Consider the following 25,766-nt stretch of genomic DNA (forward strand, 5'->3'; position numbering starts at 1 on the left):
GTGCGGCCGCTGTCTGTACATCATCATGTTGCACATGGTACGCTAGCGCACGATAATTTCGCAAGCCGCAATGACGAGCGTGGACAGGGGTTTACCCTCGACGGCTGCACCGAAGGAGACAGAACTTGAGCAAGCTTCTCGAAGGAAAAGTGGCCCTGGTCACCGGTGGCGGACGCGGTCTTGGCCGCGGCATCGCGCTGGCGATGGCGGCGGCCGGCGCCCGCGTGGTGGTGAACGACCTGGGCGCGTCGCTCGACGGCCAGATCGGCGGCGAGCAACCCGCCGACGAAGTGGTCGCCGCGATCAGGGCGTCGGGCGGCGAGGCGATCGTCGACGGCGGTTCGGTCTCCGACTGGAACGCTGCAGCCAGGATGGTGGAGGCGGCGGTGGACACCTTCGGGCGCATCGACATCGTGGTCAACAACGCCGGCATCCTGCGCGACGTGATGTTCCACCGCATGAGCGAGGCGGAGTTCGACCAGGTGGTGGCGGTGCATCTCAAGGGCAGCTTCAACGTCAGCCGCGCCGCGGCGCCGCACTTCAAGGCACAGGCGAGCGGGAGCTATGTGCACATGACCTCCACCTCGGGGCTGATCGGCAACTTCGGCCAGGCCAACTACAGTGCGGCCAAGCTCGGCATCGCGGGGCTGTCGAAGTCGATCGCGCTCGACATGCAGAAGTTCGGCGTGCGCTCCAACGCGGTGGCGCCGTTCGCCTGGACCCGCATGATCGACTCGATCCCGAGCGAGACGCCCGAGCAGAAGAAGCGCGTCGAAGGCCTGAAGAAGCTGGTGCCCGAGCGCGTGGCACCTTTCGTGGTCGGCCTGTGCGCCGACGCGGCCAGCGACGTGAGCGGCCAGATCTTCGGCGTGCGCAACAACGAAATCTACCTGTTCAGCCAGCCGCGGCCGATCCGCAGTGCGCACAGCGGCGAGGGTTGGACGCCTGAAAGCGTGGTCGAGACCGCGCTGCCGATGCTGCGCGCCAGCTTCTTCGCGCTCGACCGGTCCGGTGATGTCTTCACCTGGGACCCGGTCTGAAGCCTCGCCCTTTCATTTCCAGCCGTTCACCCGAGGAGACCTCATGCCAGCCCAGAAGAAAGTCATCATCACCTGCGCCGTGACCGGCGCCATCCACACGCCCTCGATGTCGCCGCACCTCCCCGTGACGGCACAGGAGATCGCCGATGCCGCGGTCGGCGCGGTGGAGGCCGGCGCGGCCATCATCCACCTGCATGCGCGCGACCCGGTCACCGGCAAGCCGGACCAGCGCCCCGAGGCCTTCGTGCCCTTCCTGAAGGACATCAAGGCGCGCTCGGATGCGGTCATCAACCTCACCACCGGCGGCTCGCCCTACATGACGGTGCACGAGCGCATGCAGCCGGCCAAGGTGTTGAAGCCCGAGGTCGCCTCGATGAACATGGGCACGATGAACTTCGGCCTGTTTCCGATGCTGCAGCGCTTCAAGGAGTTCAAGTTCGACTGGGAAAGGCCATACCTCGAAGGCAGCAAGGACCTGATCTTCCGCAACACCTACGGCGACCTGGAAACCGTGCTCACGGAGCTGTCGGCCAACCAGACGCGCTACGAGTTCGAGTGCTACGACACCTCGCACCTCTACAACCTGGCGCATTTCGTCGACCGCGGGATGGTGCAGGCGCCGTTCTTCGTGCAGACGGTGTTCGGCATCCTGGGCGGCATCGGCAGCCATCCCGACGACGTGATGCACATGAAGCGCACGGCCGATCGCCTGTTCGGCAGCGACTACCGCTGGTCGGTGCTGGGCGCGGGCAAGAGCCAGATGCCGATCGCGGCGATGTCGGCCTCGATGGGCGGCAACGTGCGCGTCGGCCTGGAAGACAGCCTCTGGATCGGCGCCGGCCAGCTGGCCGAATCGAACGCGCAGCAGGTGCGAAAGGTGCGCGAGATCATCGAGGGGCTGGGCCTCGCGGTGGCAACGCCGGCGGAGGCGCGCGAGATCCTGGCGCTCAAGGGCAAGGACAACGTCGCCTTCTAGCCCTGGGTCGTCTGGCCGTGTGTAAGGTGCGCCGCTAGAATGTACGCATCATTACAGTAAAAGGTCGCTTGCCCCGGCGGCCGGAGAATCGACATGGCAACTGCAGCAACCGACCCGCATTCGACCGACTGGGAGCTTCGGCTCGGCTTTCTGATCCATGACGTGTCGCGATTGCGCCGCAGCGCCTTCGACCGCTGCCTGAAGCCCCTGAACGTGACGCGCTCGCAGTGGTGGGTGCTGGCCTACCTGTCGCGCGAAGACGGCATGACGCAGTCGCAACTGGCCGAGGAACTCGACCTCGGCAAGGTGGCGATCGGCGGGCTCATCGACCGGCTGGAGAAGTCCGGCCTGGTCCGGCGCGACGCCGACCCCGCCGACCGGCGCGTCAATCGCGTCTTCCTCGAGCCCAAGAGCAAGCAGCTGATCGCGAAGATGCGCAAGGTGAGCCACCAGCTCAACGAGCAGATCCTCGACGGGCTGGCCGACCCGAAGCTGGAAGTCGCCGCCACCACGCTCGATGCGATGAAGCGCAACCTGCTGACCTACCTGCAGACCAACGAGGCCTGAAGTTCGGCCGGGGGCCGGACAGGGCCGCCGCCGCGCCGGCGGGGTACCGGGTTTCCCGGGGGTCTGCACCCTTGCGACACGTCGTTGGTTTAGCGTATCGTACGGTAGTGAACTAAATCCACTATCGGAGACACAGGATGACGGTCAAGGCTTTCGATCCCGCGGCCCATGGGCTGGCGATGCGCAACGCTGGTTTCTGGCTCGACAAGACCATCGATGAATTTCTGGTCGAGGCGATCCGCCGAGCGCCCGACAAGGCGGCGCTGGTCGCCTACCGCAGCGACCGCGCCGAACCCACCCGCATGAGCTACCGCGAACTTGGCGACAAGGTCGCGCTCGCGGCAGGTGCGCTGCGCGGCCTTGGCGTCGGCCGCGGCGACGTCGTCGCGGTGCAGGTGCCGAACTGGTGGGAATTCGTCGTGACCTCGCTCGCGTGCGGGCGCATCGGCGCCGTCGTCAACCCGCTGATGCCGATCTTTCGCGAACGCGAACTCGAGTTCATGCTGGAATTTGCCGAAGCCAAGGTGTTCGTCGTGCCCGCGATGTTCCGCGGCTTCGATCACGCTGCGATGGCCGAGAGCCTGAAGCGCCGGCTGCCCAGCCTGCAGCAGATCCTGGTGGTCGACGGGCAGGGCGACAACGCATTCGATCGGATGCTGCTGCAGGGCAGTGCGCGCGTCGAGGCGCCTGCCGCAGCCGAGGCGCAGGGCCTGGATCCGGCGGGACTCGCGGTGATGATGTTCACGTCCGGCACGACCGGCTCGCCCAAGGGCGTCATGCACTCGTGCAACACGCTGCTGGCCTGCAACAAGGCGCTGTCGGGCCGCTTCGGGCTCGACACCGACGACGTGCTGCTCGCCTGTTCACCAGTGGGTCACATGACCGGCTATGCCGCGGTCATGGTGCTGGGCGTGTACCTCGGCTCGACCGTGGTGCTGCAGGACGTGTGGGAGGGCAAGCGCGGCGTCGCGATCATGGCCGCCGAGGGCGTGACCTACACGGCGGCATCGTCGCCATTCCTGGCCGACATCTGCAACGCGGTCGCCGAGGGCGGCCCGCGGCCGACCCGGCTGCGCTCCTTCCTGTGCGGTGGCGCGCAGATTCCCCCGGTGCTGATCGAGCGCGCGGCCACGGAACTCGACCTCAAGGTGTGCTCGCTCTGGGGCATGACCGAATCGCTGTCGAGCACGCTCACCGAGCCTTCGCGCGCCGCCGACAAGTCCTCCAGCACCGATGGCCGCGCGCTCGACGGCGTCGGCATCAAGGTGGTCGATTTCGACGGAAAGGAACTGCCGAGCGGCGAGACCGGCCGGCTCATGGTGCGCGGCGCGCAGATGTCGCTGGGCTACTACAAGCGGCCGGACATCCCGACCTACGACGCGGAAGGCTGGTTCGACACCGGCGACCTGGCCTACATGGACAGCGAAGGCTACATCCGCATCAACGGGCGAACCAAGGACGTGCTGATCCGCGGCGGCGAGAACGTGCCGGTGGTGGAGATCGAGGCGCTGCTCTACAAGCATCCCGCCGTGATGCTGGCCGCGATCGTCGGCTACCCGGACGAGCGGCTCGGCGAACGTGCCTGTGCCTTCGTCGAACTGCGGCCCGGCGCCTCGCTCGACCTGGCGGGCGTGCAGGCCTACATGGAGGCCTGCAAGGTCGCCAAGCAGTACTGGCCCGAGCGCGTGGAAGTGCTGGCGGCCGTGCCGCGCACGCCGGCCGGCAAGATCCAGAAGTTCCGCCTGCGGGAGCTGCTGAAGGAACCGGCGCAGTCGGCCTGACAGGGGTCGGGCGGCCGGCCAGCTGCTTGCTGCCTGTGCGCGCCGTGCCGCGCCGCGCCGCGGGAAAACACCAAGCTTCGTTGCCAGATGATGCGGTAGTGTACGGTATGGAACCGCACCGGTCATGGCACCGGCCGGCTCCGGCGCCCGTGTCCATCCACCTCCAGCAGGCAACGACCTTGAGCACTCCCGAGAATCCTGTCTCCGAAGGCGCCACAGCGGGCGGTCTCGAGCTTGCGGTCGAGGGCGTCGACCTGCGCTTCGGCGGCATCCACGCGCTGCGCGGCGTGTCGTTCAATGCGGCGCCGGGCCAGATCACGGCGGTGATCGGTCCCAACGGCGCCGGCAAGACCAGCGTCTTCAACACCATCTCGGGCTTCTATCGCCCCGCCGCGGGCCGCGTCCTGCTGGGCGGGCAGGACATCACGCGCACCCCGGTGCATGCACGCGCCGCACTCGGGCTGGCCCGCACTTTCCAGAACATCGCGCTGTTCCGCGGGCTGACGGTGCTGGAGAACGTCAAGCTCGGCGGCCACCACACGATGAAGGCGGGCGTGTTCTCGGCGCTGGCCTACAGCCGTGCCGCGCGCGAGGAAGAACTGGCGCTGCGTGCCGAGGTCGAGCGCAAGGTCATCGACTTCCTGGAGATCGACCACATCCGCCACCTGTCGGTCGACGCGCTGCCCTACGGCCTGCAGAAGCGCGTGGAGCTGGCGCGCGCGCTGGCGATGCGTCCGCGCGTGCTGCTGCTAGACGAACCGGTCGCCGGCATGAACCGCGAAGAGACCGAGGACATGGCCCGCTACATCCTCGACGTGCAGGAGGAGTGGGGCGTCACGGTGCTGCTGGTGGAGCACGACATGGGCATGGTCATGGACATCTCGTCGCACGTCGTCGTGCTCAATTTCGGCCAGGTGATCGCCAGCGGCTCTCCGGCCGAGGTGCGCAGCCACCCGCAGGTGGTCGAGGCCTACCTCGGTGCCGAGGCAGAGGCGGCGTGATGAGCGAGTTCCTGGAATACAGCCTGCTGGGCCTGCTGTCGGGCGGCGTGATGGCGCTGATCGCGCTGAGCTTCGTGCTGATCTACAAGGGCACGGGCGTGGTCAACTTCGCGGTCGGCGAGGTGATGATGCTGGGCGCCTACCTCTACTACGCCGCGTCGGTCACCTTCGGCCTGGCGCCGTGGCTGGCATTCGGGCTCGCCCTGGTCGCCATCGGTGCGCTGGCGATTGCGATCGAGCGCGTGGTGCTTCGGCCGCTGTCGGGGCAGCCGGCCGTCGCGGTGCTGATGGCCACCATCGGCATGGCCAGCATTGTGCACGGCGGTGTCGAGGCCATCTGGGGCGGCGACACCTTCTCGCCGCCGACCTTGCTGCCGCGCACGCCGCTGCTGCTCGGCGAAATCCTGATTCCCGGCACCGTGCTCGGCAACTTCGCCGTGGCGGCGGTGCTGATCGCGGGGTTCCTCGCGTTCTTCCGCTACTCGAAAACCGGCATCGCGCTGCGCGCCACCGCGAGCGACCCGGTCACGGCCGCGACGCTGGGCATCAACATCAACTATTCGCAGCGGCTCACCTGGATGCTCTCGGGCGTGGTCGGCACCATCGCGGGCGTGCTGATCGCGAGTTCGGCCGGCCTGTCGCCGCTGCTCGCGTCGGCCGCGCTCAGCGTGTTCGCCGCGATCATCCTCGGCGGCCTCGACAGCATTCTGGGCGCCATCGTGGCCAGCCTTCTGATCGGCTGGGTCGAGTCGATGTCGGCCGGCTATCTGGGCGGCAAGACGCGCGATGTCGTGCCGTATGTGGTGGTGCTGGCGATCCTGGTCGTCAAGCCCCACGGCATGTTCGGCACCCGCACGATCGAGAGGCTCTGAGGTGAGAACCGGCGTCTTCCACGAGAGCTTCGCGTCGGAGCAGCGCCTGTGGGATTCGCCCACGTCGCGCAGCTGGATGGGCGTGTTCGCGCTGGCGGTGTTCTCACTGCCGTTGTGGGGCAGCGACTACGTGCTGGCGATGGCTTGCATCGTCGGCATCCACGTCATCGCCGCGCTCGGGCTGAACCTCACGACCGGCAACGCGGGCCTGATCTCGCTGAGCCACGGCGCCTTCATCGGTGTCGGCTGCTACACGGTTGCCTGGCTGGCCCGGCATGGCGTGCCCTTCTATGTCGCGCTGCCCGCGGCCGGCTTCATGGCAGCCTTCCTGGGGATCATCGTCGGGCTGCCGAGCCTGCGGGTGAAGGGCCTGTACCTGGCTATCGCCACGCTGGCCGCCCACTTCATCCTCACCTTCATCTTCAGGGAATGGGACTCGGTGACGGGCGGCGTGTCGGGCGTGTCCATACCGCGCGCCAACCTGTTCGGCTTCGAACTGGTCGGCGATCGGCGCAACTACTACCTCATCTTCATCTGCGCCTTCCTGATGGCGGTGGCGGCGCGCAACCTGGCGCGCACGCACATCGGCCGTGCCTTCGTGGCCGTGCGCGATCGCGACATCTCCGCCGAGATCCTCGGCGTGCAGCTGCTGCGCACCAAGCTCACGGCGTTTGCGATCGGCGCGTTCTACGCCGGCGTGGCGGGCGGGCTGCTCGGATACTTCTATGGCTCGATCACGCCCGACTACTTCGTGCTCACGCTGTCGGTGTTCTACCTGGCCGCGGTGATCGTCGGCGGGCTCGGCACGGTGCTGGGCAGCGTGCTCGGCGCGGTCTTCATGACCTTCGTGCCCGAGGGCCTGCGCCTGCTCGCACAGGCCAGCTCGCATGCCTTCCCGGGCGTGGCCGGGCTGCTGCTGCCGATGGGGCAGGTGGTGTTCGGCCTGCTCATCATCGTCTTCCTCATCTTCGAGCCGCACGGGCTGGCGGCGATCTGGTCGCGCGTGCGTCGCAGCTTCCACCTGTGGCCGTTCCGGACCTGAGTTCCTTTTCTTCCATGCCAAACAGGAGACCGCAAACATGACCGATTCCATTCGACGCAAGCTCGTGCAGGGCATCGGCGCCGCCGCCGCCATCGGGCCGTTCGCGGCCGGTTCCGCGTTGGCGCAGGTGCACACGGGGGACGTGGTCATCGGCGCGGCTCAACCGATCACGGGCGTGTTCGCCTTCGCCGGGCTGGCCATGAACAACGGGCTGGCCGACTTCGTCGACTGGAAGAACGCCAACGGCGGTGTGGCCGGCCGCAAGCTGCGCTATGTCGCGGAAGACAGCGGCTTCAAGGTCGACCAGTCGGCCGCCATCTTCAAGAAGATCATGGCGAGCGAGAAGCCGTCCTTCTTCTATTGCGACGGCACGCCGTCGGTGAAGGCAGTGGCGCAGGACGCGATCGCCTCCGGCCACGTGATGACCTCCTCGACCTCGCTGGCCGTCGCGGTCGCCGACCCGGTCAAGATGCCGCAGCACTTCGTGCCGGGCCCGACCTATCCGCGCCTGCACGAGATCCTCATGGAACACATCGCCCGCACGTCGCAGGGCGCTGCCGCCAAGCCGCGCATCGCCTACGTCTATGCCGATACCGAGTTCGGCCGCGACGGCATTCCCGGCGGCAAGGCGCGCGCCGAGAAGCTGGGACTGCCGATCGTCGCGGAGATCGTGACCAAGCAGTCGGGCGTCGACGTGACGACCGAAGTCGCCCAGCTGCGCCGCGCCAAGCCCGACATCGTGATCTTCCAGGGCTACATCCTGGCGCCGATGCCCGAGTTCGTGCGCCAGATGCGCGAGGCCGGCCTCAACCCGCAGATCATGGGCACGGCGTGGGGCCTGGAGAAGCCGGCCTACGACGCGCTAGCCGCGCTCGGCGTGCGCCTGACCGGCGTCAGCATGTACCGCTACGGCCACGAGACCGACGCGCCGATGATCAAGGCGATGAACGTGTTCGCGGCCAAGAACCGGCCCGACATGAAGTCGATCTCGCCGTTCTACGTGTCGAGCTGGCTGTCGGGCATGATCTTCGCAGAGGTCGCCGAGCGCTGCCTGAAGGCGAACAAGCCGCTGACGCTGGCCAACATGAAGGCGGCCCTCGAATCGATGAAGGACTGGGACAGCGGCGGCGTGTCCGGCCTGCTGGTCGACGTCAGCACGCACCAGATCCCGGCCGGGCGCATGTACGCCTACGACCCCGACAAGAAGACGATGGAGCCCGCCGGTTCCTGGATCAAGGTCTGAAGGTGGCCCACCCCCGAAGCGCCTGCGGCGCCTCCCCCTCGAGGGGGCGATACCAGCGGCCCGGCGGAGCCGGTTCCGCGGTATCCCTGGCCTCTGGCCGCGCCGGTTCCAGGCGTCGCGGATGGCGTGACAGCTCGGTGGAAAAATTGAAATGACGGCAGCGCTGGGTATCGAGAACATCGAGGTCGTCTACAACCACAGCGTGCAGGCGCTGCGGGGCCTGTCGATCGATGTTCCCGACGGCAAGATCGTCGCGCTGCTCGGCTCCAACGGCGCGGGCAAGACGACGACGCTGAAGGCCGCATCGGGCATCCTGCCGTACGAGAAGGGGCGGCTCGCGGCCGGCCGCATCACCTTCTTCGGCGAGGACATCCGCGGTCGCGCGGCCTACCAGCTGGCGCGGCAGGGCATGGCGCACGTGCGCGAGGGGCGGCACATCTTCGGCGACCTCACGGTCGAGGAAAACCTGGTCGCCGCGGCCAACGCCCTGACCGGCCGCCAGCGCGGCGACGTCGACCCCGAACTGATCTTCGGCTACTTCCCGCGACTGCGCGAGCGCCGCAAGCAGGTGGCCGGCTATCTCTCGGGCGGCGAGCAGCAGATGCTGGCGATCGGGCGCGCCATCGTCGGCAAGCCGCGCCTGATCCTGCTCGACGAACCCTCGCTCGGCCTGGCGCCGCTGGTGGTGCAGGACATCTTCGGCATCATCGCGCGCATCAACCGCGAGCAGGGCGTCGCCATGCTGCTGGTCGAGCAGAACGCGCATGTCGCGCTGCGCGTGGCGCATGCGGGCTACATCATGGAAAGCGGGCGCATCGTCATCAGTGGCGAGACCGGCAAGCTGCTGAACGACCCCGATGTGCAGCGCTTCTACCTCGGCAGCGGCGATGCCGGCGAAGGCCATGTGAGCTTCCGCGAGGTCAAGCACTACAAGCGCCGCAAGCGCTGGCTCTCATGACGCACGCTGCCGGCTCGCTCGATGCGCTGAAAGACTTGCCGCTGCCGCAGCAACTGCTGCACTGGGCCGCACAGCGGCCCGGGCATGTCGCGCTGCGCCAGAAGGAGCACGGCGTATGGAAGCCGATCACCTGGGCGGCCTATGCGCAGCAGGCGCGCTGGTTGGGGCTGGGGCTGCTGCAGCTCGGGCTGAAGCCGGGCCAGGCGCTCGCCATCCTCAGCGAGAACCGCAAGGAATGGGTGTTCGCGCAGCTGGGTGCAGCCCTCGTGCGCGGGGTCACGGCCGGGGTCTATTCCACCTCGCCGGCCGACGAGATCGAGCATCTGCTGAAGCTGTCGGACGCGCCGATCATCGTGTGCGAGGACCAGGAGCAGCTCGACAAGGTGCTGTCGATCCGCGATCGCCTCCCGCATCTGCGCCGCATCGTCCTGATCGACTCGCGCGGGCTGCGCCGCTACGACCGCACGGGCATGGTCGACTTCGCCGACGTGGTCGCGCTCGGCCAGCGCTTCGAAGCAGACGACGCCGCGGCGGCTGCAGCCGCGACCGTCGGGCCGGCGCTCGACGACATCGGCCTGATCGTGTTCACCTCCGGGTCCACCGGCCGGCCGAAGGCCGCCATGATGAGCTGGCGCGGCCTCGGCACCGCGGCGCGCGGGCTCAACTCGATGCTGGAATGCGGCGAGGGCGACTCGCTGGTGTCCTACCTGCCGCTGTGCCACATGGGCGAGCAGATGTTCTCGGTGCACATTCCGGTGGCCTTCGGTGCCGTCGTCAACTTCGCCGAGAGCCTGCGCACGGTGCAGGAAGACCTGCGCGAGCTGTCGCCGCGCATCTTCTTCGGCGTGCCGCGGATCTGGGAGAAGTTCCACGCCTCGATCCAGAACAAGCTGCGCGAGGCCGGCGGCCTGCGCCTGTGGCTCTACCGGCGCGCGATGCATTCGCTCGCGCACAACGCGCAGGCGCCGCGTTCGCAGCGGAGCCTGGCCCAGCGCGCGCGCTGGGCCGTCTGGTACGTGCTGGTGCTGCGTTCGCTGCTCAACTTCCTGGGGCTGCGGCGCTGTCGCGTGGCGGTGTCCGCGGCGGCGCCGATCGCGCCGGAGGTGCTGCAGTTCTTCCGCGTGCTGGGCGTGCCGATCCGCGAGGCCTATGGCATGACCGAGGCATCGGGCGCGACCACCATGCAGCCGGGCGACCATTCGCCGATCGGCACGGTGGGCGTCCCCTACCAGGGCGTCGAGTTGCGGCTGGCGCACGACGGCGAGATCCTGATCCGCGGGGACGTCGTGTTCCGCGGCTATCTGAAGAACGACGAAGCCACGCGCGAGGCGATCGACGCCGAAGGCTGGCTGCACACGGGCGACGTCGGACGCTGGGACGACAGCCCGGGCGGCCGCGAGCTGCGCATTGTCGATCGCAAGAAGGACATCATGATCACGGCCGGCGGCAAGAACATCACGCCGTCGGAGATCGAGAACGCGATGCGCTTCTCGCCCTTCATCAAGGAGGCGGTGGCGATCGCCGACCGCAGGCACTTCGTGTCGGCCCTGATCCAGATCGACTTCGAGTCGGTCAGCAACTGGTCGGAGGAAAAGGGTCTGGTCTACACCACCTTTCGCAGCCTGGTCGAGCTGGCGCAGGTGCGCGAGCTGATCCAGCGCGAGGTCGACACGGCCAACGCGCGCATGCCGCAGGTTCAGCAGGTGCGCAAGTTCCACCTGCTGGTGAAGGAACTGGACCACGACGACGGCGAGGTCACCGCGACGATGAAGGTCCGGCGCAAGGCGGTGTTCGAGAAATACGCGGACGTGATCGAGGCGCTCTATGCCTGAGGCCGGCGTGCGGCTCGAGCAGCCGGAACCGGGCATCGCGTTGCTGCGCCTGTCGCGGCCGGAAAACCTGAACGCGCTGACCGACGCCACCGTGGCCGAGTTCGGGGCGCTGCTCGATCGCGTCAATGCCGACCCGGCGCTGCGCGTGCTGATCCTCACCGGCGAGGGCAAGGGCTTCTGCGCCGGCTTCGACCTGGCCGAGGCGGGCGATGCGCCGGGCAGTGCCGAGCTGGGCGAGACCACCGCGTGGATGCTGCGCCAGGAAGCGTTCGCGTCGCTGGTGACCCGCCTGCGCGCATTGCGCCAGCCGGTGATCGCGGCGGTCAACGGCCCGGCCAACGGCGCCGGACTGGGCCTGGCGCTGGCGTCCGAGATCCGCATCGCCGGGCGGTCGGCGAAGTTCAACGCGGCCTTCGTGCGCGTCGGCATGTCGAGCTGCGACATCGGCGTGAGCTGGCTGCTGCCGCGCTGCATCGGGCTGTCGCGTGCCTTCGAGATCATGCTGACCGGGCGCATGGTCGATGCGCTGGAGGCCGAGCGCATCGGCATCGTCTCTGAGACCGTGGACGACGCAGCGCTGTTGCCGCGTGCACTCGAGATCGCGCGTGCGATCCGTGCCAACAGCGCCTTCGGCGTCTGGATGACCAAGCGCGGCACCTGGGCCAATGCCGAGGCGGGCAGCCTGCAGGCTGCGATCGAGCTGGAGAACCGCACGCAGATCCTCACGCGCACCACGGGCGAGCTGGCACGTGCCGCACAAGACCTGCTGGCACGCCGCAAGCGTCGCGGCAAGGCCGGATGAATCACTGAAACGAGAAGGAGCCGCGTTGTCCTATCAATCCATCTATCGCGCCGGCCTGTTCGACGGCCAGACCATCATCGTGACTGGCGGCGGCAGCGGCATCGGCCGATGCACCGCCCACGAGCTGGCGTCGCTGGGCGCGCATGTCGTGCTGGTCGGCCGCTCGATCGCGAAGGTCGAGTCCGTCCAGGCCGAGATCGCGCAGGACGGCGGCAGCGCCAGCGCGCTGGCCTGCGACATCCGTGACGAGGCGGCGGTCGGCGCCACCGTCGATGCCGTGCTGCAGTCGCGCGGGCGCATCGACGGGCTCGTCAACAACGCCGGCGGCCAGTACCGTTCGCCGATGAAGTCGATCAGCACAAAGGGCTTCGAAGCCGTCGTGCGCAACAACCTGACCGGCGGCTTCATCTTCATGCGCGAGGTCTACAACCGCTGGATGGAAGGCCACGGCGGCGCCATCGTGAACATGATTGCCGACGTCTGGGGCGGCTGGCCCGACATGGCGCATTCCGGCGCGGCGCGCGGCGGCATGCTGACGCTGAGCGAGACGGCGGCCTGCGAATGGGCGGGCTCGGGCGTGCGCGTGAACACCGTGGCGCCGGGCGGCATCGCCTCCAGCGGCTTCGACACCTACACGCCCGAGGCCAAGGCCAAGATCCTCGAGTTCACCGACGTGGTGCCGCTGCGGCGCTTCGGCACGGAGTCGGAAGTGTCGGGCGCCATCGTCTACCTGCTGTCGCCGGCCGCCGCCTACATCACCGGCACCTGCATCCGCATCGACGGCGGCACGCCGAACTTGCGCAACAACTGGAAGCTGGAACCGACGAGCCGCAACCAGCCGTTCATGGGCTTCCACCGCGCGGTGGTGCCCGAGTTGCTGAAGAACAAGGCCTGAGCGACAGGGAAGGACCGACGCGGGCGGCTCCTGCTTTTGTCAAGCCGCCTGCAGGTGTTTGGTCGCCCGCAGGCGCAGCAATGCGTAGACGGTGTCGATGGTCGGCGTCGGCGTCTGCGCGATCTCGCGCATGGCCTCGATCGAATCGACCAGCACGTCGAGTTCCAGCGGCCGGCCGCGTTCCAGATCCTGCAGCATCGACATCTTGTGGTCGCCGGCATTGCGCGCGGCGGCGATGCGCTGGTCGATCGTGATCGGCGTCTTCTCGACGCCCAGGCGCTGGGCCAGCGCATCGGCCTCGACCATCATGGCGCGCACGATCGCGACCACCTCGGGGCGCGCGTTCATTTCGGACAAGGTGCCGAGCGTGAGCGTGGCCACCGGGTTCCAGCACAGGCTGCTGATCATCTTGGCCCAGATCCAGGCGCGGATGTCGGGCACCACGGGTGCCTCCAGGCCGGCGTCGCGCAATGCGCCGGCCAGTTTCAGCACGCGTTCGCTGCGGGTGCCGTCGGGTTCGCCGATCGGAAAGCGCGACAGCGCGCCGTCATGGTGGATCACGCCGGGCGCCACGACCTCGGAGGCGACCCAGTAGACGCAGCCGATGACGCGCTCGGGCGCCAGAGCCTCCCACTGCCGGCCTTGCGGATCGAGCCGCTCGATGCGGCGGTTGGCAAATGGGCCCGGCAGGTCGTGGAAGTACCAGTAGGGGATGCCGGTGGTGGGCGGCACGACGGCGGTGTGCGGCCCGAGCAGCGCCTTCACGCCGTCCAGTGCGGCCGTGACCTGGTGCGACTTCAGCGCCAGGATCACCACGTCCTGCACGCCGAGATCGGCGGGGTTGTCGGTGGCCTGCACGCGCGCGCGCAAGGTGCCACGCGGCGATTCGACGGCCAGCCCGTTCGCGCGGATGGCGGCCAGGTGTTCGCCGCGTGCGATCACGCTGACCGTGACGCCGTCGACCTGCGCGAGGTGCGTGGCAAGGTAGCCGCCGATGGCGCCGGCACCGAAGATGCAGATCTTCATCGTCGCTGCTCCAGCGCTTCGGTCAATTGGGTGTGAGCACGGCGCCGCCGCACACCGATACCACCTGTCCGGTCACGTATTGCGAGAGGTCGGTCGCCAGGAACTCGAGCACGCCGGCGCAGTCCTCGACCTGGCCCAGCCGGCGCAGTGGCACCTTGGCCGCCTCGGCATCGGTGCCGATGCCGCGCGCCTTGGCCTGCGCCGCGACCCGCGCGGTCAGCATGATGCCGGGCGCCAGGCAGTTGGCCCGGATGTTGTCGGGGCCGAGTTCCGCGGCCAGGTAGCGCGTGTAGTGCGTCACCGCGGCCTTGGACGCGGCATACACGGCGAGCAGGCCCTGGTTGTAGGTGGTGATGCCCGACTGCGACGAGATGTTCACGATCACGCCGCCGCCCTGCCTCTTCATGATCGGTGCGACCGCCTGGCAGCAGTGCACGGTGCTCATGAAGTTGACGTCCATCAGCGTGCGCGTGTCTTCCTCGGGCGTGAGCGAGGCGTAGCTGCGATCGGCTGGCGTGATGGCGCCGCCGGCGTTGTTGACCAGGATGTCGATGCGGCCCAGGGCCTGGAGCGCAGACTCGATCGCGCCGAACGCCTGCATGCGCTGGGTCAGGTCGGCCTGGATGCCGACGCCGCGGCAGCCCATCTGGTCGATTTCCGCGGCGACGCTGGGCGCGCCCAGCTGCTCGCCGAATTCGGCGGCACCGTCGAGATGCAGGTCGATGATTGCGACGTCGGCGCCGAGCGACGCCAGCCGCAGCGCATAGGCGCGGCCGAGCCCGCGCGCGCCGCCGGTGACGATGGCGGTCTTTCCCTTGAGCTTCATGCGGAGACTTTCGTGGAAGGGGTTGAAGGGGAGGGCGCGCGCGTCGCGCCGGCGCCCAGGTACGCCTGCCGGACGAGCTCGCTGTCGTGCAGCTCGCGCGCCGGGCCGTGCCCGATCACACGGCCGTTCTGCAGCACGTAGGCGGTGTCGGCGATCTGCAGCGCGCGCTCGACCATCTGCTCGACGAGCAGGATGGTCGTGCCTTCGGTGCGCAGCTGGACGACGGCATCGAGCAACTGGTCGATCACCGCGGGCGCCAGGCCGAGCGAGGGCTCGTCGAGCATCAGCAGGCGCGGTGCATGCATCAGCGCCTGCGCCACCGCCAGCATCTGTTGCTGCCCGCCGGAGAGGATGCCGGCACGCACACCCTGGCGTTCGTGCAGGACCGGGAACAGCGTGAACACGCGGTCGAAGCGTGCCGCGGCATCGGCCTTGCCCAGCTTCGCGCCCCAGAGCCCGAGCTGCAGGTTGTCGCGCACCGTCTGCGATCGAAACAGGCGCCGGCCTTCGGCCACGTGCAGCAAGCCCTGCGCGACGATCGCGCCCGGCGCCGCGCCGACCAGCGACTGCCCGCCGAACACGATCTCGCCGCTGCTGCTGCGCACCAGGCCCGACAGCGCACGCAGCAGCGTCGACTTGCCCGCGCCGTTGCTGCCGACGATGGCGACCAGGCCGCGCTCGGGCACTTCGATCGACACGCCTTCGAGCACGCTCACGCGGCCGTAGCCACCGTGCAGGTCGCGCACCTGGAGAAGCGGCGCGGCGGCGGGAACCGCGGCTGGATCGGCGACTGAATCGGCGACTGGAATGGCGGCGCTCATCGCGAGCCTCCGGTGCCTTCGCGGCCCATGTAGGCGCGCGCCACCTCGAGATGGCTGAAGACCTCTGCCGGCGTGCCGGCCGCGAGCACTTTGCCGCGATCGAGCACGGTGACCGAGCGGCTGATGCGCGCGATCAGCTCCAGGTGATGCTCGACGATCAGCACCGTGGTGCCCAGCGCTGCGATGGCCTCGATCAGCGCGCCGAGGCGGTCGAGCTCGTCCATCGAGAGTCCGGCGGCGGGCTCGTCCAGCAGCAGCAGGGAAGGGCGGCCGGCCAGGGCGCGCGCGATCTCGACCAGCCGCTGCTGGCCGTGCGGCAGGTCGCCGGCGAGGTCGTCGGCGCGCTCGGCCAGCCCGACGAACTGCAGCAGCGTCATCGCGGCCATCGAGCCTTCATGCCGATCGCGGCGTGCGCGCTGCAGGCCGAATGCGATCTCGACGGCGGTGGCGCGCTCGCTGACGAAGCCGCCCAGCCGCACGTTGTCGAGCACGCTCATGTCGTGCAGCAGCTTGGGTGTCTGGAAGGTGCGGCCGACGCCCAGCCGGGCGATCCGGTGCGGCGCGCGGCCGGACACGTCGACATCGCCGATCAGCACGCTGCCCTTGTCGCTGCGGATGAAGCCGCTGATGACGTTCAGCGTGGTCGTCTTGCCCGATCCGTTGGGCCCGACCAGCGCGTGCGTGCTGCCGGCTTCGGCGCTGAGAGCGCAGCCCTGCAGCGCGGCCACGCCGCCGAACTGCTTGTGCAGGTCGCGGATGACGATCCCGAGCCGGGCCACCGGCCGGCCGGTCGAAGCCGCCGCGCCCGCCAACCCCGCCGCTGCCGCACGCGCGCGCCAACGGCCCCAGAAGGCCATGCCCATGATCCCGTGCGGCGCAAAGACCATCAGCACCAGCAGCATCACGCCGTAGATCAGCAGCCGCCAGCTTTGCAGCGGGCCCAGCAACTCCGGCAGCAGGAAGAAGATCAGCGTGCCGATCATCGGCCCCCAGAGCTTGCCGAGGCCGCCCGTCACGATCATCAGGAGGAAGAAGATCGAGAAGTCGGCAGTGAAATCCTCCGGCGTGATCACCGTCTTTTGCACCGCGTAGAAGGCGCCGGCCAGCCCCGCGAGCGCCGCGCTGACTGCGAACGCGAACAGCTTGATGCGCAGCAGCGACACACCCGACGCAGTCGCGGCCAGCGGGTTGTCGCGCGCCGCCACCATGCCGCGGCCGTAGCGCGACAGCGTGAGGTTGCGGATCACGAGGAACGCCGCCACCACGCACGCGGCCACCACGAGGTACACGTGCACCGGGCCGAGCGCGTGGCCTGCGATGGCAGGCGCCGGAATGCCGACGATGCCCGAGAAGCCGCGCGTCAGGCTGCGCCATTCCACCAGCAGGTCGGTGACAACCTGCGCGAAGGTCAGGGTGACCAGCGCGAAATACCAGGTCGACAGGCGCAGCGCGGGCAGGGCCATGACCAGGCCGCCGGCCGTGGCGATCACCATGCCGGCCAGCGCCGCGGTCCAGAACGACCAGTGCGCATCGACCATCAGCAGCGATGTCGCGTAACTGCCCACCGCCACCAGCGCGCCGTGGCCGAGCGAGACCTGCCCGGCGTAGCCCGTGAGGAAGTTCAGGCCGATCGCCACCAGCATCATCACGCCGGCCTGCGTGGCGAGGAACAGGATGAACTGCCCGCGGAACCACAGCGGCACCGACAGCGCGGCGATGACCAGCACGGCGATGACGAGGCGGTTGCGCAAGGTACGCGCTGACATGGCGGCGCCGGTCGAAGGCGTCGTCGGCACTGCGCGAAGAACGGCCGAGGTGGATGCTGCTTCCATGCGTTCAGACCGTGCGCGCTTCGAGCGAGCTCAAGAGGCCGCCCGGGCGAACCAGCAGGATCGCCAGCACCAGCACCAGCATCACGGTGTTGTGATAGCCGGGCGAGAGCAGCAGCGCGCTCGCCGCCTCCGACAGCCCGATCGCATAGCCCGCGACCAGCGCGCCGCGGTTGCTGCCGAGCCCGCCGATGGCGGCCGCCGCGAAGCCTTTCAGCAGCAGCATGCCGCCGAGCGCGGTCGACGCGCTGAGCACCGGCGAGGCGAGCGCGCCGGTGAGGCCGGCGAAGGCGCCGCCGAGGGCGAAGGACCAGCGGCTGATCGAGACCGGATCGAAGCCGCGCAGCAGCGCCGCGTCGCGGTCCTCGGCCACCGCCATCGCGGCCTTGCCCCACAGGCTGCCATACAGGAGCTCCACCACCACGACCAGCAGGATCGTCAGCACGATCAATGCGATCTGGTAGCTGGAGATGTTGATGCCCTGCCACGACAGCAAGTCGTTCGACAGCGGCGCCGGCGCGTTCACGACGATCGGATCCGCGCCCCAGATCTTGCCGACGATGTTGCTCATGATCATCGCCACGGCCAGCGTGGTGATGATCCAGGCCGTGCCGTTGCTGCTGCGCCGGAGCACCGGCGCGACCGCGACGCGCTCCACCAGCAGCGACAGCGCCGCGACGGCGGCCATCGCTGCGGCGAAGGCCGGCAGCCATGACCACTTCAACTGCGTGATCAGCAGCGCGCTCGCCATCGAGCCGACCATCACGAAGTCGCCCTGCGCAAAGTTGAAGACCTTGGTCGGCCGGTACAGGATGTTGAAGCCGACCGCGACCAGGCAGTACAGGCTGCCGGAGGTGAGGCCGGCGACGATGACATCGAACCACATGGCGCGCCGGAGCTCAGGCCCGTTCGCGGAACACGCCCATCGAGCGCGGGTCCTTGCCTGACAGCAGCGTTGCCATCACCATCTGGTCGCCGGTCAGCGCGCAATGGTTCTCGGGGGTGAAGCTGATGCTGCCGATCATGCCGGGATAGTTGCGGGTGGCGTCGAAGGCCTTCTTGATGCGCTCGGTGTCGAAGCGCTTCTCGCTCTCGACCACCGCCTTCAGCAGGTGCAGGTAATCGTAGAACGGGCTGATCGCGGCGTTGATCTCCCAGAATTTCGACTCCGGGAAGGTGACCACGCGCCTGGCATAGGCGACCTGGCGCGCGCCGGGCGCCTCGGTGGCGCTGTAGGTCATGGTCTTGATCAGCGTGCCGTAGGCGTTCTTCAGCACTTCGGGGTCGGTGTTCTCGAGCACCGTGTTCGAGAACAGCGAGTTGCCGCCCAGCAGCGCCGGATACCACTTCATCGCCTGCAGCCCCGAGGCCGTAAGCAGCATGCCCTGGACCGGCGAGTTCCACAGCACGATGGCTTCGGTGCCCGCGGCACGCAGCTTGTTGAGGTAGACCTTGAGGTCGGTCGCGTTCGGCGGATAGACCTCGACCGCCACCGGGTCGAGCCCGCGCTTCTTCAGCGAACGCACCGTCGCGGCGCCCCCCGACTCGCCGAGCCCGCTGTTCTCCTGCAGGATGCCGACCTTCTTCAGCTTGAGCTTCTCGACGATGTGGCGCGCGATGGCCTCGCCCTGGTGCCCGGTGTTGTAGGTGAACTGGTAGTGGTAGGGATACTTGGTGCCGTCGGCCAGTTCCTCCGCCCAACCGCCGCCCGCGTGGATCATCTTCGCCGCCGTCGAGGTGGTCGCCGCGGCGATGGTGTGGGAGCTGCCCACGGGCCCGAGCAGCGCCTGCGCGCCCTCGTCGATCAGCTTGCGGATCACGGCCGGCTCCTTGGCCGGCGAGCTCTCGTCGTCGACCTCGATGATCTCGACCTTGCGGCCCAGGATGCCGCCCGCGCCATTGATCTCCTCGACCGCGATCTTCACCGACACGTAGAGCGGTGCGAAGGACGAGGCCACCAGCCCGGTCATCGCGCGTGCCGAGCCGATCTTCAGCGTGTCGCCGGTCTGCGCGAAGATGCTCTGGGCGCCGGAGAGCAGCGAGCCGCCGAGCAGCGCCGAACCGGCGGCAAGCATGGAGCGGCGCGAGGGATGCCTGGGTGTCATGGGAGTGCTCCTGTCGAAGTTCTGGAATGTGGCCGGCATGTCAGGCGCGCTCGCGGAACACGCGCATCGCCTGCGGGTCCTTGCCCGAAACCAGCGTCACCATCACGACCTGGCTGGCGTCGAGGGCGCAATGGTTCTCGGGCGTGAAGCTCATGCGGCCGTTCATGCCGTCGTAGTTCTTCGTCGCATCGAAGGCCTTCTTGATGCGCTCGCCGTCGAACTTCTTCTCGGTGTCGACCACCTGCCGCAGCAGATGCAGGAAGTCGTAGAACGGGCTGGTCGCCGCGTTGATCTCCCAGGTCCTGGCCTCGGGATAGGTCAGCACCTTCTTCGCATAGGCGACCTGGCGCGCGGCCGGCGGCTCGGTCGCGCTGTAGGTGAGGTTGCGCAGCAGCGTCGCGTAGGCGTTCTTGAGCACTTCCGGGTCGGCGCCGTCGAGCACCGCGTTCGAATACAGGCCGTTGCCGCCCAGCAGCGCCGGATACCACTTCATGGACTGCAGCGCCGCGGCGGTCATCACCATGCCTTGTGCGGCGGCGTTCCACAGCACCAGTGCATCGGCGCCGGCATTGCGCAGCTTGCCGACGTACACCTTCATGTCGGTGGCATTGAGCGGGTAGGTCTCGATCGCAACCGGATCGATGCCGCGCTTCTTCAGCGCGCGCACCGTGGCCGCGGAGGCCGACTCGCCGAATCCGGTGTTCTCCAGCAGGATGCCGACCTTCTTCAGCTTGAGGCTGTCGACGATATGGCGCGCCACGGCTTCGCCCTGCAGCCCGGTGTTGTAGGTGAACTGGTACTGGTAGGGGTACTTGTTGCCGTCGGCGAGTTCCTCGGCCCAGCCGCCACTGCCATGGATCACCTTGGCCGCCCCGGTGGTGGGTACAGCGGCCAGGCTGTGCGAGCTGCCGACCGGGCCCAGCACGGCCTGCGCGCCGCTGTCGAGCAGCTTGCGCATCACGATCGGCTCCTTGGCCGGCGAGCTTTCGTCGTCGACCTCGATGATCTCGACCTGCCGCCCCAGAATGCCGCCGGAGGCATTGATCTCGTCGACCGCGATCTTCATCGCCACGTAGAGCGGTGCGAAGGAGGCGGCCACCACGCCGGTCATGGCGCGCGCCGCGCCGATCCTGATGGTGTCGCTGCCTTGCGCGAACACGCTGCGCGCGCCGGCCAGCAACGAACCGCCGACCAGCACGGCTCCGGTTCCGAGTACGGTGCGGCGCGAGAGCGCGCTCGGGTGCGGGATGTTCATGGGCGCGTGTCCTCGGTGGTGGGTCAGTAGGTGGCGCGGCCGCCGGAGAGATCGAAGGTGAAGCCGGTGGTGAAGGAGCAGTCGTCCGAGGCCAGCCATGCCGCCATCGCCGCGGCCTCTTCGGCGCGGCCGATGCGGCGCATGGGGATCTTGTCGATCACGGCCTGCATGGCCGCGGGCGCATTGGCCATCGTCGCCATGGCCAGCGGCGTCTCGAACAGCGTTGGCGCCAGCGCGTTGACGGTCACGCCGCTGGTGGCCAGTTCCTTGCCGAGGCTCTTGGTGAAGGCAATCACGCCACCCTTGGCGGCGGAATAGGCGCTTTGCATCGCATTGCCATCCTTGCCCGCCATCGACGAGACGTTGATGATCCGGCCCCAGCCGCGCGCGATCATCTCGGGGGCCAGCGCGCTGCAGCAATAGAAGACGCCGTGCAGGTTGATGGCGATGTTCTGGTGCCAGGCCTCGAGCGACATGTCGATCATCGGGCACACCTCGAGCGCCACGCCGGCATTGTTGAAGAGGATGTCGACCCGGCCCATCGACGCCCGGGCGCCGGCCGACGCCTGCTGCACTGCCGTGTGGTCGGACACATCGACCGCGCGCCACGACACGGCACCGAACCCGGCCAGCGATTTCGCGGCGGCCTCGAGCTTGGCTGCATCGCGGCCCCACAGGTCGACCGCGGCGCCCGATTCGAGGAAGCGCTTCGCCGTGGCCAGGCCGATGCCGCTGCCGCCGCCGGTCACCACGGCGGTTCGCCCGCGCAGGTCGATCGAGTTCATCCGTTCTTGTCTCCATGTCGCCGCTTGCCGAAGTACCGAATTGACGCATCTGGTATGTGTGCGTATCGTACGCATGCGCACTAGAAATGCGAGCGCTTCGCTGTACGGGGTTTCCCTTGGTCCACCGGTCGCCGCTGGCGCAACCCTCCACCTGACCCGATCCAACGACATGTCATCTGCTGCCCCGCTTCGAATCGGCGTCGTCGGCCCCGGCCTGATGGGCCTCGGCCTGTGCCATGCCGCGGCCGCGGCCGGCGTGCATGTGGTGCTCGCCGGCCGCGACGAGGCTGCGGCACGCTGCGGGCTGGCACGGCTGGCTGGCGATCTCGACAGGCGCGTGCAGCGCGGCCGCCTCGATCCGACGGCGCGCGATGCCATCCTCGCCCGCGTATCTGTCGCGACTGGCGACGAGGCACTGGCAGGGTGCGTTCTCGTTGCGGAGGCGGTGGCCGAGGACCGCGCCGTCAAGGCCGGTGTGCTGCGGCGCATCGAGGCGGTGGTGGCAGGGGATGCAGTGATCGCGACCAACACGTCCGGGCTGCCCGTCTCTGGGCTGGCAGCTGCGTTGACGCATCCGGCGCGGTTCATCGGCTTGCACTTCTTTTCGCCGGTCGACCGCATGGCGCTGGTCGAAGTGGTGGTCGGGGCGCAGACCGATGCCGCGACCACGCGCGCCGCGCTCGCCTGGGCCGGGCGGCTCGGCAAGACGCCGATCGTGGTGCGCGACGGCCCCGGCTTCTTCACCTCGCGCGTCTTCGCGGCCTACCTCGACGAGGCGGCGGCGATGGTGGCGGAAGGCATTGCGCCTGCGGCGGTCGAGGCCGCTGCCATCTCGGCCGGCATGCCGATGGGCCCACTGGCCATGCTCGACGAAACCGGCATCGCATTGAACTGGCAGCAGGCACGCCAGGCGCGCGCGGACAGCCTGCCCGATCGCTTCTGCCGGCCGCTGTCCTGGCCGGTGCTCGACCGGCTGGTGACGCTGGGGCGCCGCGGCCGTCGCGATGGCGGCGGCTTCTACGACTATCCGGAGGCCGGGGTCAGGCGCCTGTGGCCCGGGCTGGCCGCGTTGTTTCCCGCCGCCGCAACCGGGCCTGAAATCGACGCCGTGCAGCGGCGCCTGATGAACGCGCAGGCACTGGAAGCCGCGCGCTGCCTGGAAGAAGGAACCGTCGCCGATGCGCGCGATGCCGACATCGGCTCGGTGCTGGGGCTGGGATTTCCGCCATCGGAGGGTGGCGTTCTCGCGCAGGTCGAGCGGCGCGGGTGGGCCGTGTTCGCAGCGGAATGCGATGCGCTCGCCGATCTGCATGGCGAGCGCTTTCGTCCGTCGGCCTGGCTCCGGGCCAAGGCGCGGGCAGCGCAGGGAGCACAGGCAGCATCGACACGAGGCATTGCATCGCCATGAACCGTCAGTGGATCTACCGCGAACGCCCGACCGACAAGGTCGCGCTCACGCACTTCGAATGGCGCGAGGCAGCGCTGCCGGTGGCCGGCCCGGGGGAAGTCCTGGTGCGTGTGCAGATGCTGTCGGTCGACCCTTCGCAGCGCATCTGGATGGCCGGCCCGAGCTACCGGCCGATGCTGGTCCCCGGCACGGTCATGGCGTGCTACGGCGTCGGCGAGGTGGTGGCTTCGAAGGCGCCGGGCTTCGCGCCGGGCGACCGTGTCGAAGGCGACCTCGGCTGGCAGGACTACGCGGCATTGCCGGCCCAGGCGCTGCGCAAGCGTGATCCGGCGCGCAGCATCGAGCAGCTCGTCGGCGCGCTCGGCATCACCGGCACGACCGCTTGGATCGGCCTGTTCGAGGTCGGCCGGCCGTCCCCCGGCGAGACGGTGCTGGTATCAGGCGCCGCCGGCGCGGTCGGCAGCATCGCGCTGCAGGCCGCCGTGCTCGCCGGCTGCCGCGTGGTGGGCGTGGCGGGCGGCGCGGCCAAGTGCGGCCGGCTGATCGCGATGGGCGCGCATGCCGCCGTCGACTACAAGGCCGGCGCGCTGCGGGCCGACCTCAGGGCCGCGTGCCCGGACGGCATCGACCTCTTCTTCGACAACACGGCCGGCGATGTGCTCGAAGCGGCACTGCCCTCGATGAACGTGGGCGGGCGCATCGTCTGCTGCGGCGCGGTGTCGGTCTACGACCAGGCCCGCGCGCCGGCCGGGCCGCGCGGCGTGCCGGCCTTGCTGATCGCGCGCCGCCTGCGCATGGAAGGCTTCGTCGTGCTCGACCATGCGCAGCGGCTGCCGGCGGCCGAGTCGGCCCTGGCACGTTGGCTCGACGAGGGCCGCATCGTCGCGCCCACGCACGTGGTGCAAGGCCTGGCGCAGGCGCCCCAGGCGCTGCTGGACCTGCTGGCCGGCCTGAACGTCGGAAAGATGATGGTCCGGGTCGAACAGCCGCCTGGCGCTTAGGTGGAATCCCGGGTTGGCGTAGGTCGTACGGTAGCGTACCGTATGGACGCTTATCTAAACCCAGGCAACCAAAGGATCGATCATGCAGGGAACCCAACTGCTCAAGCGGGCAGTTCAGTGCAGCCCGCAGCGCGTCGCCACGATCAGCGGAGAGCGGCGCCGCAGCTGGGCCGAGGTGGGCACGCGCGTGCCGCGGATGGCCGCCGCGCTGCGCTCCCTCGGGGTGGAAGACGGCGCCTTCGTGGCGATCCTGGCGATGAACTCCGATCGGTACCTGGAGCTCTTCTTCGCGGTGCCTTGGGCCGGTGGCGCGCTGGCGCCGCTCAACGTGCGCTGGTCGGTGGCCGAGAACATCTATGCACTCACCGATTCGAAGGCGGCCGTGCTTTTCATCGACGACGCATTCCTGGAACAGGCCCGGGAGATCCGCCCGCAGATGCCGGGCATCGCCACATTCGTCTACATGGGCGACGGCCCCACGCCCGAGGGCATGTTGTCGTACGAGGCGCTGGTCGAAGCCCACGCGCCGATGGCCGATGCGAACCGGCGCGACGACGACCTCTACATCATCTTCTACACGGGCGGCACCACCGCGCACCCGAAGGGCGTCGCCATGTCGCACAAGGGCGTGTACCTCGCGACCTGCTGCTACCTGGCCCTGTTGCCGAGCGTGGAAGACCTGACTTTCCTGTACGTGGCCGGCTACTTCCACTTCGCCGGTGCCAGCGCGCTCTGGTACATCACGCTGGCCGGCGGCACGCACGCGATCCTGCCGAAGTTCGAGGCGCTGCCCGTGATGAAGGCGATCGGCGAGTACAAGGTGACCAACGCGGTGCTGGTGCCGACGATGGTCAACATGCTGCTGAGCCATCCGGACTTCCCGCAGTACGACCTCACCAGTCTGAAGACCTGCATCTATGGCGGCTCGCCGATGCCCGAGGGCCTGATGCTGCGCGCCATGGAAATGGTGCCGACCTGGGGCTTCTACCAGATCTACGGCATGACCGAGACCGGCGGCTTCGCGACGATGCTGCGCTGGCGCGACCACATCGTGTCGGGCGAGAAGTCGTCGCGGCTTCGCTCCGCGGGCCAGGCCGGCTTCGGCAACGAGATCCGCATCGTCCTGCCCGACGGCAGCGATGCGGAACTGGGCCAGATCGGCGAGATCATCATCCGCAGCGACTTCCTGATGATCGGCTACCTCAACAACCCCGAGGCCAGCGCCGCGTCACTGCGCGACGGCTGGATGTACACCGGCGACGCCGGCTACATGGACGAGGACGGGTTCCTGTACGTGGCCGACCGCGTCAAGGACATGATCGTGAGCGGCGGCGAGAACGTCTATTCGATCGAGCCCGAGCGCGCGCTGTTCCTGCACCCCAAGGTGCGCGAGGCCGCGGTCATCGGCATCCCGAGCGAGCAGTGGGGCGAGGCCGTGCATGCGGTGGTGGTGCTGAAGGACGGCGCCAGCGCGACAGTCGAGGAACTCATCGCGCATTGCCGCACGCTCATCGGCGGCTACAAGTGCCCGCGCAGCATCGAGTTCCGCGCCGAGCCGCTGCCGGTCACGCCGGTGGGCAAGGTGCGCAAGAACGTGCTGCGCGATCCTTACTGGGTAGGGCATGCGCGCAAGATCTGAGCGCTATCGAAGACCATACACTAGCGTATGATGTGCCAACGAATATCCAGGAGACACTTCCG

At 68.7% G+C, this 25,766-nt stretch carries 23 protein-coding genes; 15 read left to right on the forward strand and 8 right to left on the reverse strand.

Translation table 11 applies throughout. The annotated features are described in order from the left end of the window. The first annotated feature begins 125 nt into the window (after nt 1–125). From HB681_RS21245 to HB681_RS21295, 12 genes are all read left to right on the forward strand, one after another. Nucleotides 126–1,040 carry an SDR family NAD(P)-dependent oxidoreductase gene (locus HB681_RS21245; RefSeq protein ID WP_213956858.1) on the forward strand — a complete coding sequence of 305 codons (915 nt, stop codon included), beginning with the start codon at nt 126–128 and terminating at the stop codon, nt 1,038–1,040. 43 nt (nt 1,041–1,083) lie between these two features. Beyond that, nucleotides 1,084–2,016 (forward strand): 3-keto-5-aminohexanoate cleavage protein, encoded by a 933-nt coding sequence (locus HB681_RS21250; protein ID WP_213956859.1) that lies wholly within the window; start codon nt 1,084–1,086, stop codon nt 2,014–2,016. Between the two features lie 93 nt (nt 2,017–2,109). Further along, a complete protein-coding gene (locus HB681_RS21255; protein ID WP_213956860.1) occupies nt 2,110–2,583 on the forward strand; it encodes a MarR family transcriptional regulator in 474 nt (157 codons plus the stop codon). Between the two features lie 137 nt (nt 2,584–2,720). After that, a complete protein-coding gene (locus HB681_RS21260) occupies nt 2,721–4,364 on the forward strand; it encodes an AMP-binding protein (protein WP_213956861.1) in 1,644 nt (547 codons plus the stop codon). Nucleotides 4,365–4,543: 179 nt separating this feature from the next. Then, nucleotides 4,544–5,365 carry an ABC transporter ATP-binding protein gene (locus tag HB681_RS21265; protein ID WP_256735030.1) on the forward strand — a complete coding sequence of 274 codons (822 nt, stop codon included), beginning with the start codon at nt 4,544–4,546 and terminating at the stop codon, nt 5,363–5,365. Further along, entirely contained in the window at nt 5,365–6,237 is an 873-nt protein-coding gene (locus tag HB681_RS21270) for a branched-chain amino acid ABC transporter permease (RefSeq protein WP_213956862.1), read from the forward strand. The genes HB681_RS21265 and HB681_RS21270 overlap by 1 nt, the downstream gene beginning before the upstream one ends. Nucleotide 6,238: 1 nt before the next feature. Beyond that, nucleotides 6,239–7,279 (forward strand): branched-chain amino acid ABC transporter permease, encoded by a 1,041-nt coding sequence (locus HB681_RS21275; protein ID WP_345944717.1) that lies wholly within the window; start codon nt 6,239–6,241, stop codon nt 7,277–7,279. A 37-nt stretch (nt 7,280–7,316) separates the two neighbouring features. Next, complete coding sequence (locus HB681_RS21280) at nt 7,317–8,522, forward strand: ABC transporter substrate-binding protein (protein ID WP_213956863.1); 1,206 nt, start codon at nt 7,317–7,319, stop codon at nt 8,520–8,522. Between the two features lie 151 nt (nt 8,523–8,673). After that, nucleotides 8,674–9,480 (forward strand): ABC transporter ATP-binding protein, encoded by an 807-nt coding sequence (locus HB681_RS21285; protein ID WP_213956864.1) that lies wholly within the window; start codon nt 8,674–8,676, stop codon nt 9,478–9,480. Then, nucleotides 9,477–11,312: an AMP-binding protein gene (locus tag HB681_RS21290; protein ID WP_213956865.1), complete on the forward strand. Its 1,836-nt coding sequence runs from the start codon at nt 9,477–9,479 to the stop codon at nt 11,310–11,312. Before HB681_RS21285 ends, HB681_RS21290 begins: the two co-directional genes overlap by 4 nt. Next, nucleotides 11,305–12,114 carry an enoyl-CoA hydratase-related protein gene (locus HB681_RS38225; protein WP_256735031.1) on the forward strand — a complete coding sequence of 270 codons (810 nt, stop codon included), beginning with the start codon at nt 11,305–11,307 and terminating at the stop codon, nt 12,112–12,114. The genes HB681_RS21290 and HB681_RS38225 overlap by 8 nt, the downstream gene beginning before the upstream one ends. Nucleotides 12,115–12,139: 25 nt before the next feature. Next, a complete protein-coding gene (locus HB681_RS21295; protein ID WP_256735032.1) occupies nt 12,140–13,009 on the forward strand; it encodes an SDR family oxidoreductase in 870 nt (289 codons plus the stop codon). A 39-nt stretch (nt 13,010–13,048) separates the two neighbouring features. Here the strand turns inward: HB681_RS21295 and HB681_RS21300 are convergent, their stop codons facing one another. The 8 genes from HB681_RS21300 to HB681_RS21335 are packed head-to-tail and all read right to left on the reverse strand — an operon-like array spanning nt 13,049 to nt 21,656. Continuing rightward, complete coding sequence (locus tag HB681_RS21300) at nt 13,049–14,035, reverse strand: 2-dehydropantoate 2-reductase (RefSeq protein ID WP_213956867.1); 987 nt, start codon at nt 14,033–14,035, stop codon at nt 13,049–13,051. 22 nt (nt 14,036–14,057) lie between these two features. Beyond that, nucleotides 14,058–14,861, reverse strand: a complete 804-nt coding sequence (locus tag HB681_RS21305) for an SDR family NAD(P)-dependent oxidoreductase (RefSeq protein WP_213956868.1) — start codon at nt 14,859–14,861, stop codon at nt 14,058–14,060. Continuing rightward, nucleotides 14,858–15,682, reverse strand: coding sequence for an ABC transporter ATP-binding protein (locus HB681_RS21310; protein ID WP_213956869.1), 825 nt, complete (start codon nt 15,680–15,682; stop codon nt 14,858–14,860). The genes HB681_RS21305 and HB681_RS21310 overlap by 4 nt, the downstream gene beginning before the upstream one ends. Then, nucleotides 15,679–17,514, reverse strand: coding sequence for a branched-chain amino acid ABC transporter ATP-binding protein/permease (locus HB681_RS21315; RefSeq protein ID WP_213956870.1), 1,836 nt, complete (start codon nt 17,512–17,514; stop codon nt 15,679–15,681). Before HB681_RS21315 ends, HB681_RS21310 begins: the two co-directional genes overlap by 4 nt. Nucleotides 17,515–17,518: 4 nt before the next feature. Then, nucleotides 17,519–18,397 carry a branched-chain amino acid ABC transporter permease gene (locus HB681_RS21320; RefSeq protein ID WP_213956871.1) on the reverse strand — a complete coding sequence of 293 codons (879 nt, stop codon included), beginning with the start codon at nt 18,395–18,397 and terminating at the stop codon, nt 17,519–17,521. A gap of 13 nt (nt 18,398–18,410) precedes the next feature. Next, nucleotides 18,411–19,616, reverse strand: coding sequence for an ABC transporter substrate-binding protein (locus HB681_RS21325; RefSeq protein ID WP_213956872.1), 1,206 nt, complete (start codon nt 19,614–19,616; stop codon nt 18,411–18,413). 40 nt (nt 19,617–19,656) lie between these two features. Further along, nucleotides 19,657–20,871, reverse strand: coding sequence for an ABC transporter substrate-binding protein (locus tag HB681_RS21330; RefSeq protein WP_213956873.1), 1,215 nt, complete (start codon nt 20,869–20,871; stop codon nt 19,657–19,659). 23 nt (nt 20,872–20,894) lie between these two features. Continuing rightward, nucleotides 20,895–21,656: an SDR family NAD(P)-dependent oxidoreductase gene (locus tag HB681_RS21335; RefSeq protein ID WP_213956874.1), complete on the reverse strand. Its 762-nt coding sequence runs from the start codon at nt 21,654–21,656 to the stop codon at nt 20,895–20,897. A gap of 169 nt (nt 21,657–21,825) precedes the next feature. Here HB681_RS21335 and HB681_RS21340 point away from each other — a divergent pair, with 169 nt between their 5' ends. From HB681_RS21340 to HB681_RS21350, 3 genes are all read left to right on the forward strand, one after another. Continuing rightward, the gene (locus HB681_RS21340; protein ID WP_213956875.1) at nt 21,826–23,064 is read left to right on the forward strand and encodes a 3-hydroxyacyl-CoA dehydrogenase family protein; all 1,239 of its coding nucleotides are present in this window, start codon (nt 21,826–21,828) and stop codon (nt 23,062–23,064) included. Beyond that, on the forward strand, nt 23,061–24,065 hold the full coding sequence (locus HB681_RS21345; protein WP_213956876.1) for an NADP-dependent oxidoreductase: 1,005 nt from the start codon (nt 23,061–23,063) through the stop codon (nt 24,063–24,065). Before HB681_RS21340 ends, HB681_RS21345 begins: the two co-directional genes overlap by 4 nt. Nucleotides 24,066–24,147: 82 nt before the next feature. Then, on the forward strand, nt 24,148–25,704 hold the full coding sequence (locus HB681_RS21350; protein WP_213956877.1) for an AMP-binding protein: 1,557 nt from the start codon (nt 24,148–24,150) through the stop codon (nt 25,702–25,704). The last annotated feature ends 62 nt before the right edge of the window (nt 25,705–25,766 follow it).

The organism is Variovorax sp. dw_954 (assembly GCF_018449755.1).
In the GTDB taxonomy this organism is placed as follows: Bacteria; Pseudomonadota; Gammaproteobacteria; order Burkholderiales; family Burkholderiaceae_C; genus Variovorax.

Coding starts and splice junctions, on each gene's coding strand:
- HB681_RS21250 (WP_213956859.1), top strand. CDS start 1,084: ATGCCAGCCCAGAAGAAAGTCATCATCACCTGCGCCGTGACCGGCGCC.
- HB681_RS21255 (WP_213956860.1), top strand. CDS start 2,110: ATGGCAACTGCAGCAACCGACCCGCATTCGACCGACTGGGAGCTTCGG.
- HB681_RS21260 (WP_213956861.1), top strand. CDS start 2,721: ATGACGGTCAAGGCTTTCGATCCCGCGGCCCATGGGCTGGCGATGCGC.
- HB681_RS21270 (WP_213956862.1), top strand. CDS start 5,365: ATGAGCGAGTTCCTGGAATACAGCCTGCTGGGCCTGCTGTCGGGCGGC.
- HB681_RS21280 (WP_213956863.1), top strand. CDS start 7,317: ATGACCGATTCCATTCGACGCAAGCTCGTGCAGGGCATCGGCGCCGCC.
- HB681_RS21285 (WP_213956864.1), top strand. CDS start 8,674: ATGACGGCAGCGCTGGGTATCGAGAACATCGAGGTCGTCTACAACCAC.
- HB681_RS21290 (WP_213956865.1), top strand. CDS start 9,477: ATGACGCACGCTGCCGGCTCGCTCGATGCGCTGAAAGACTTGCCGCTG.
- HB681_RS38225 (WP_256735031.1), top strand. CDS start 11,305: ATGCCTGAGGCCGGCGTGCGGCTCGAGCAGCCGGAACCGGGCATCGCG.
- HB681_RS21300 (WP_213956867.1), bottom strand. CDS start 14,035: ATGAAGATCTGCATCTTCGGTGCCGGCGCCATCGGCGGCTACCTTGCC.
- HB681_RS21305 (WP_213956868.1), bottom strand. CDS start 14,861: ATGAAGCTCAAGGGAAAGACCGCCATCGTCACCGGCGGCGCGCGCGGG.
- HB681_RS21310 (WP_213956869.1), bottom strand. CDS start 15,682: ATGAGCGCCGCCATTCCAGTCGCCGATTCAGTCGCCGATCCAGCCGCG.
- HB681_RS21315 (WP_213956870.1), bottom strand. CDS start 17,514: ATGGAAGCAGCATCCACCTCGGCCGTTCTTCGCGCAGTGCCGACGACG.
- HB681_RS21320 (WP_213956871.1), bottom strand. CDS start 18,397: ATGTGGTTCGATGTCATCGTCGCCGGCCTCACCTCCGGCAGCCTGTAC.
- HB681_RS21325 (WP_213956872.1), bottom strand. CDS start 19,616: ATGACACCCAGGCATCCCTCGCGCCGCTCCATGCTTGCCGCCGGTTCG.
- HB681_RS21330 (WP_213956873.1), bottom strand. CDS start 20,871: ATGAACATCCCGCACCCGAGCGCGCTCTCGCGCCGCACCGTACTCGGA.
- HB681_RS21335 (WP_213956874.1), bottom strand. CDS start 21,656: ATGAACTCGATCGACCTGCGCGGGCGAACCGCCGTGGTGACCGGCGGC.
- HB681_RS21340 (WP_213956875.1), top strand. CDS start 21,826: ATGTCATCTGCTGCCCCGCTTCGAATCGGCGTCGTCGGCCCCGGCCTG.
- HB681_RS21345 (WP_213956876.1), top strand. CDS start 23,061: ATGAACCGTCAGTGGATCTACCGCGAACGCCCGACCGACAAGGTCGCG.
- HB681_RS21350 (WP_213956877.1), top strand. CDS start 24,148: ATGCAGGGAACCCAACTGCTCAAGCGGGCAGTTCAGTGCAGCCCGCAG.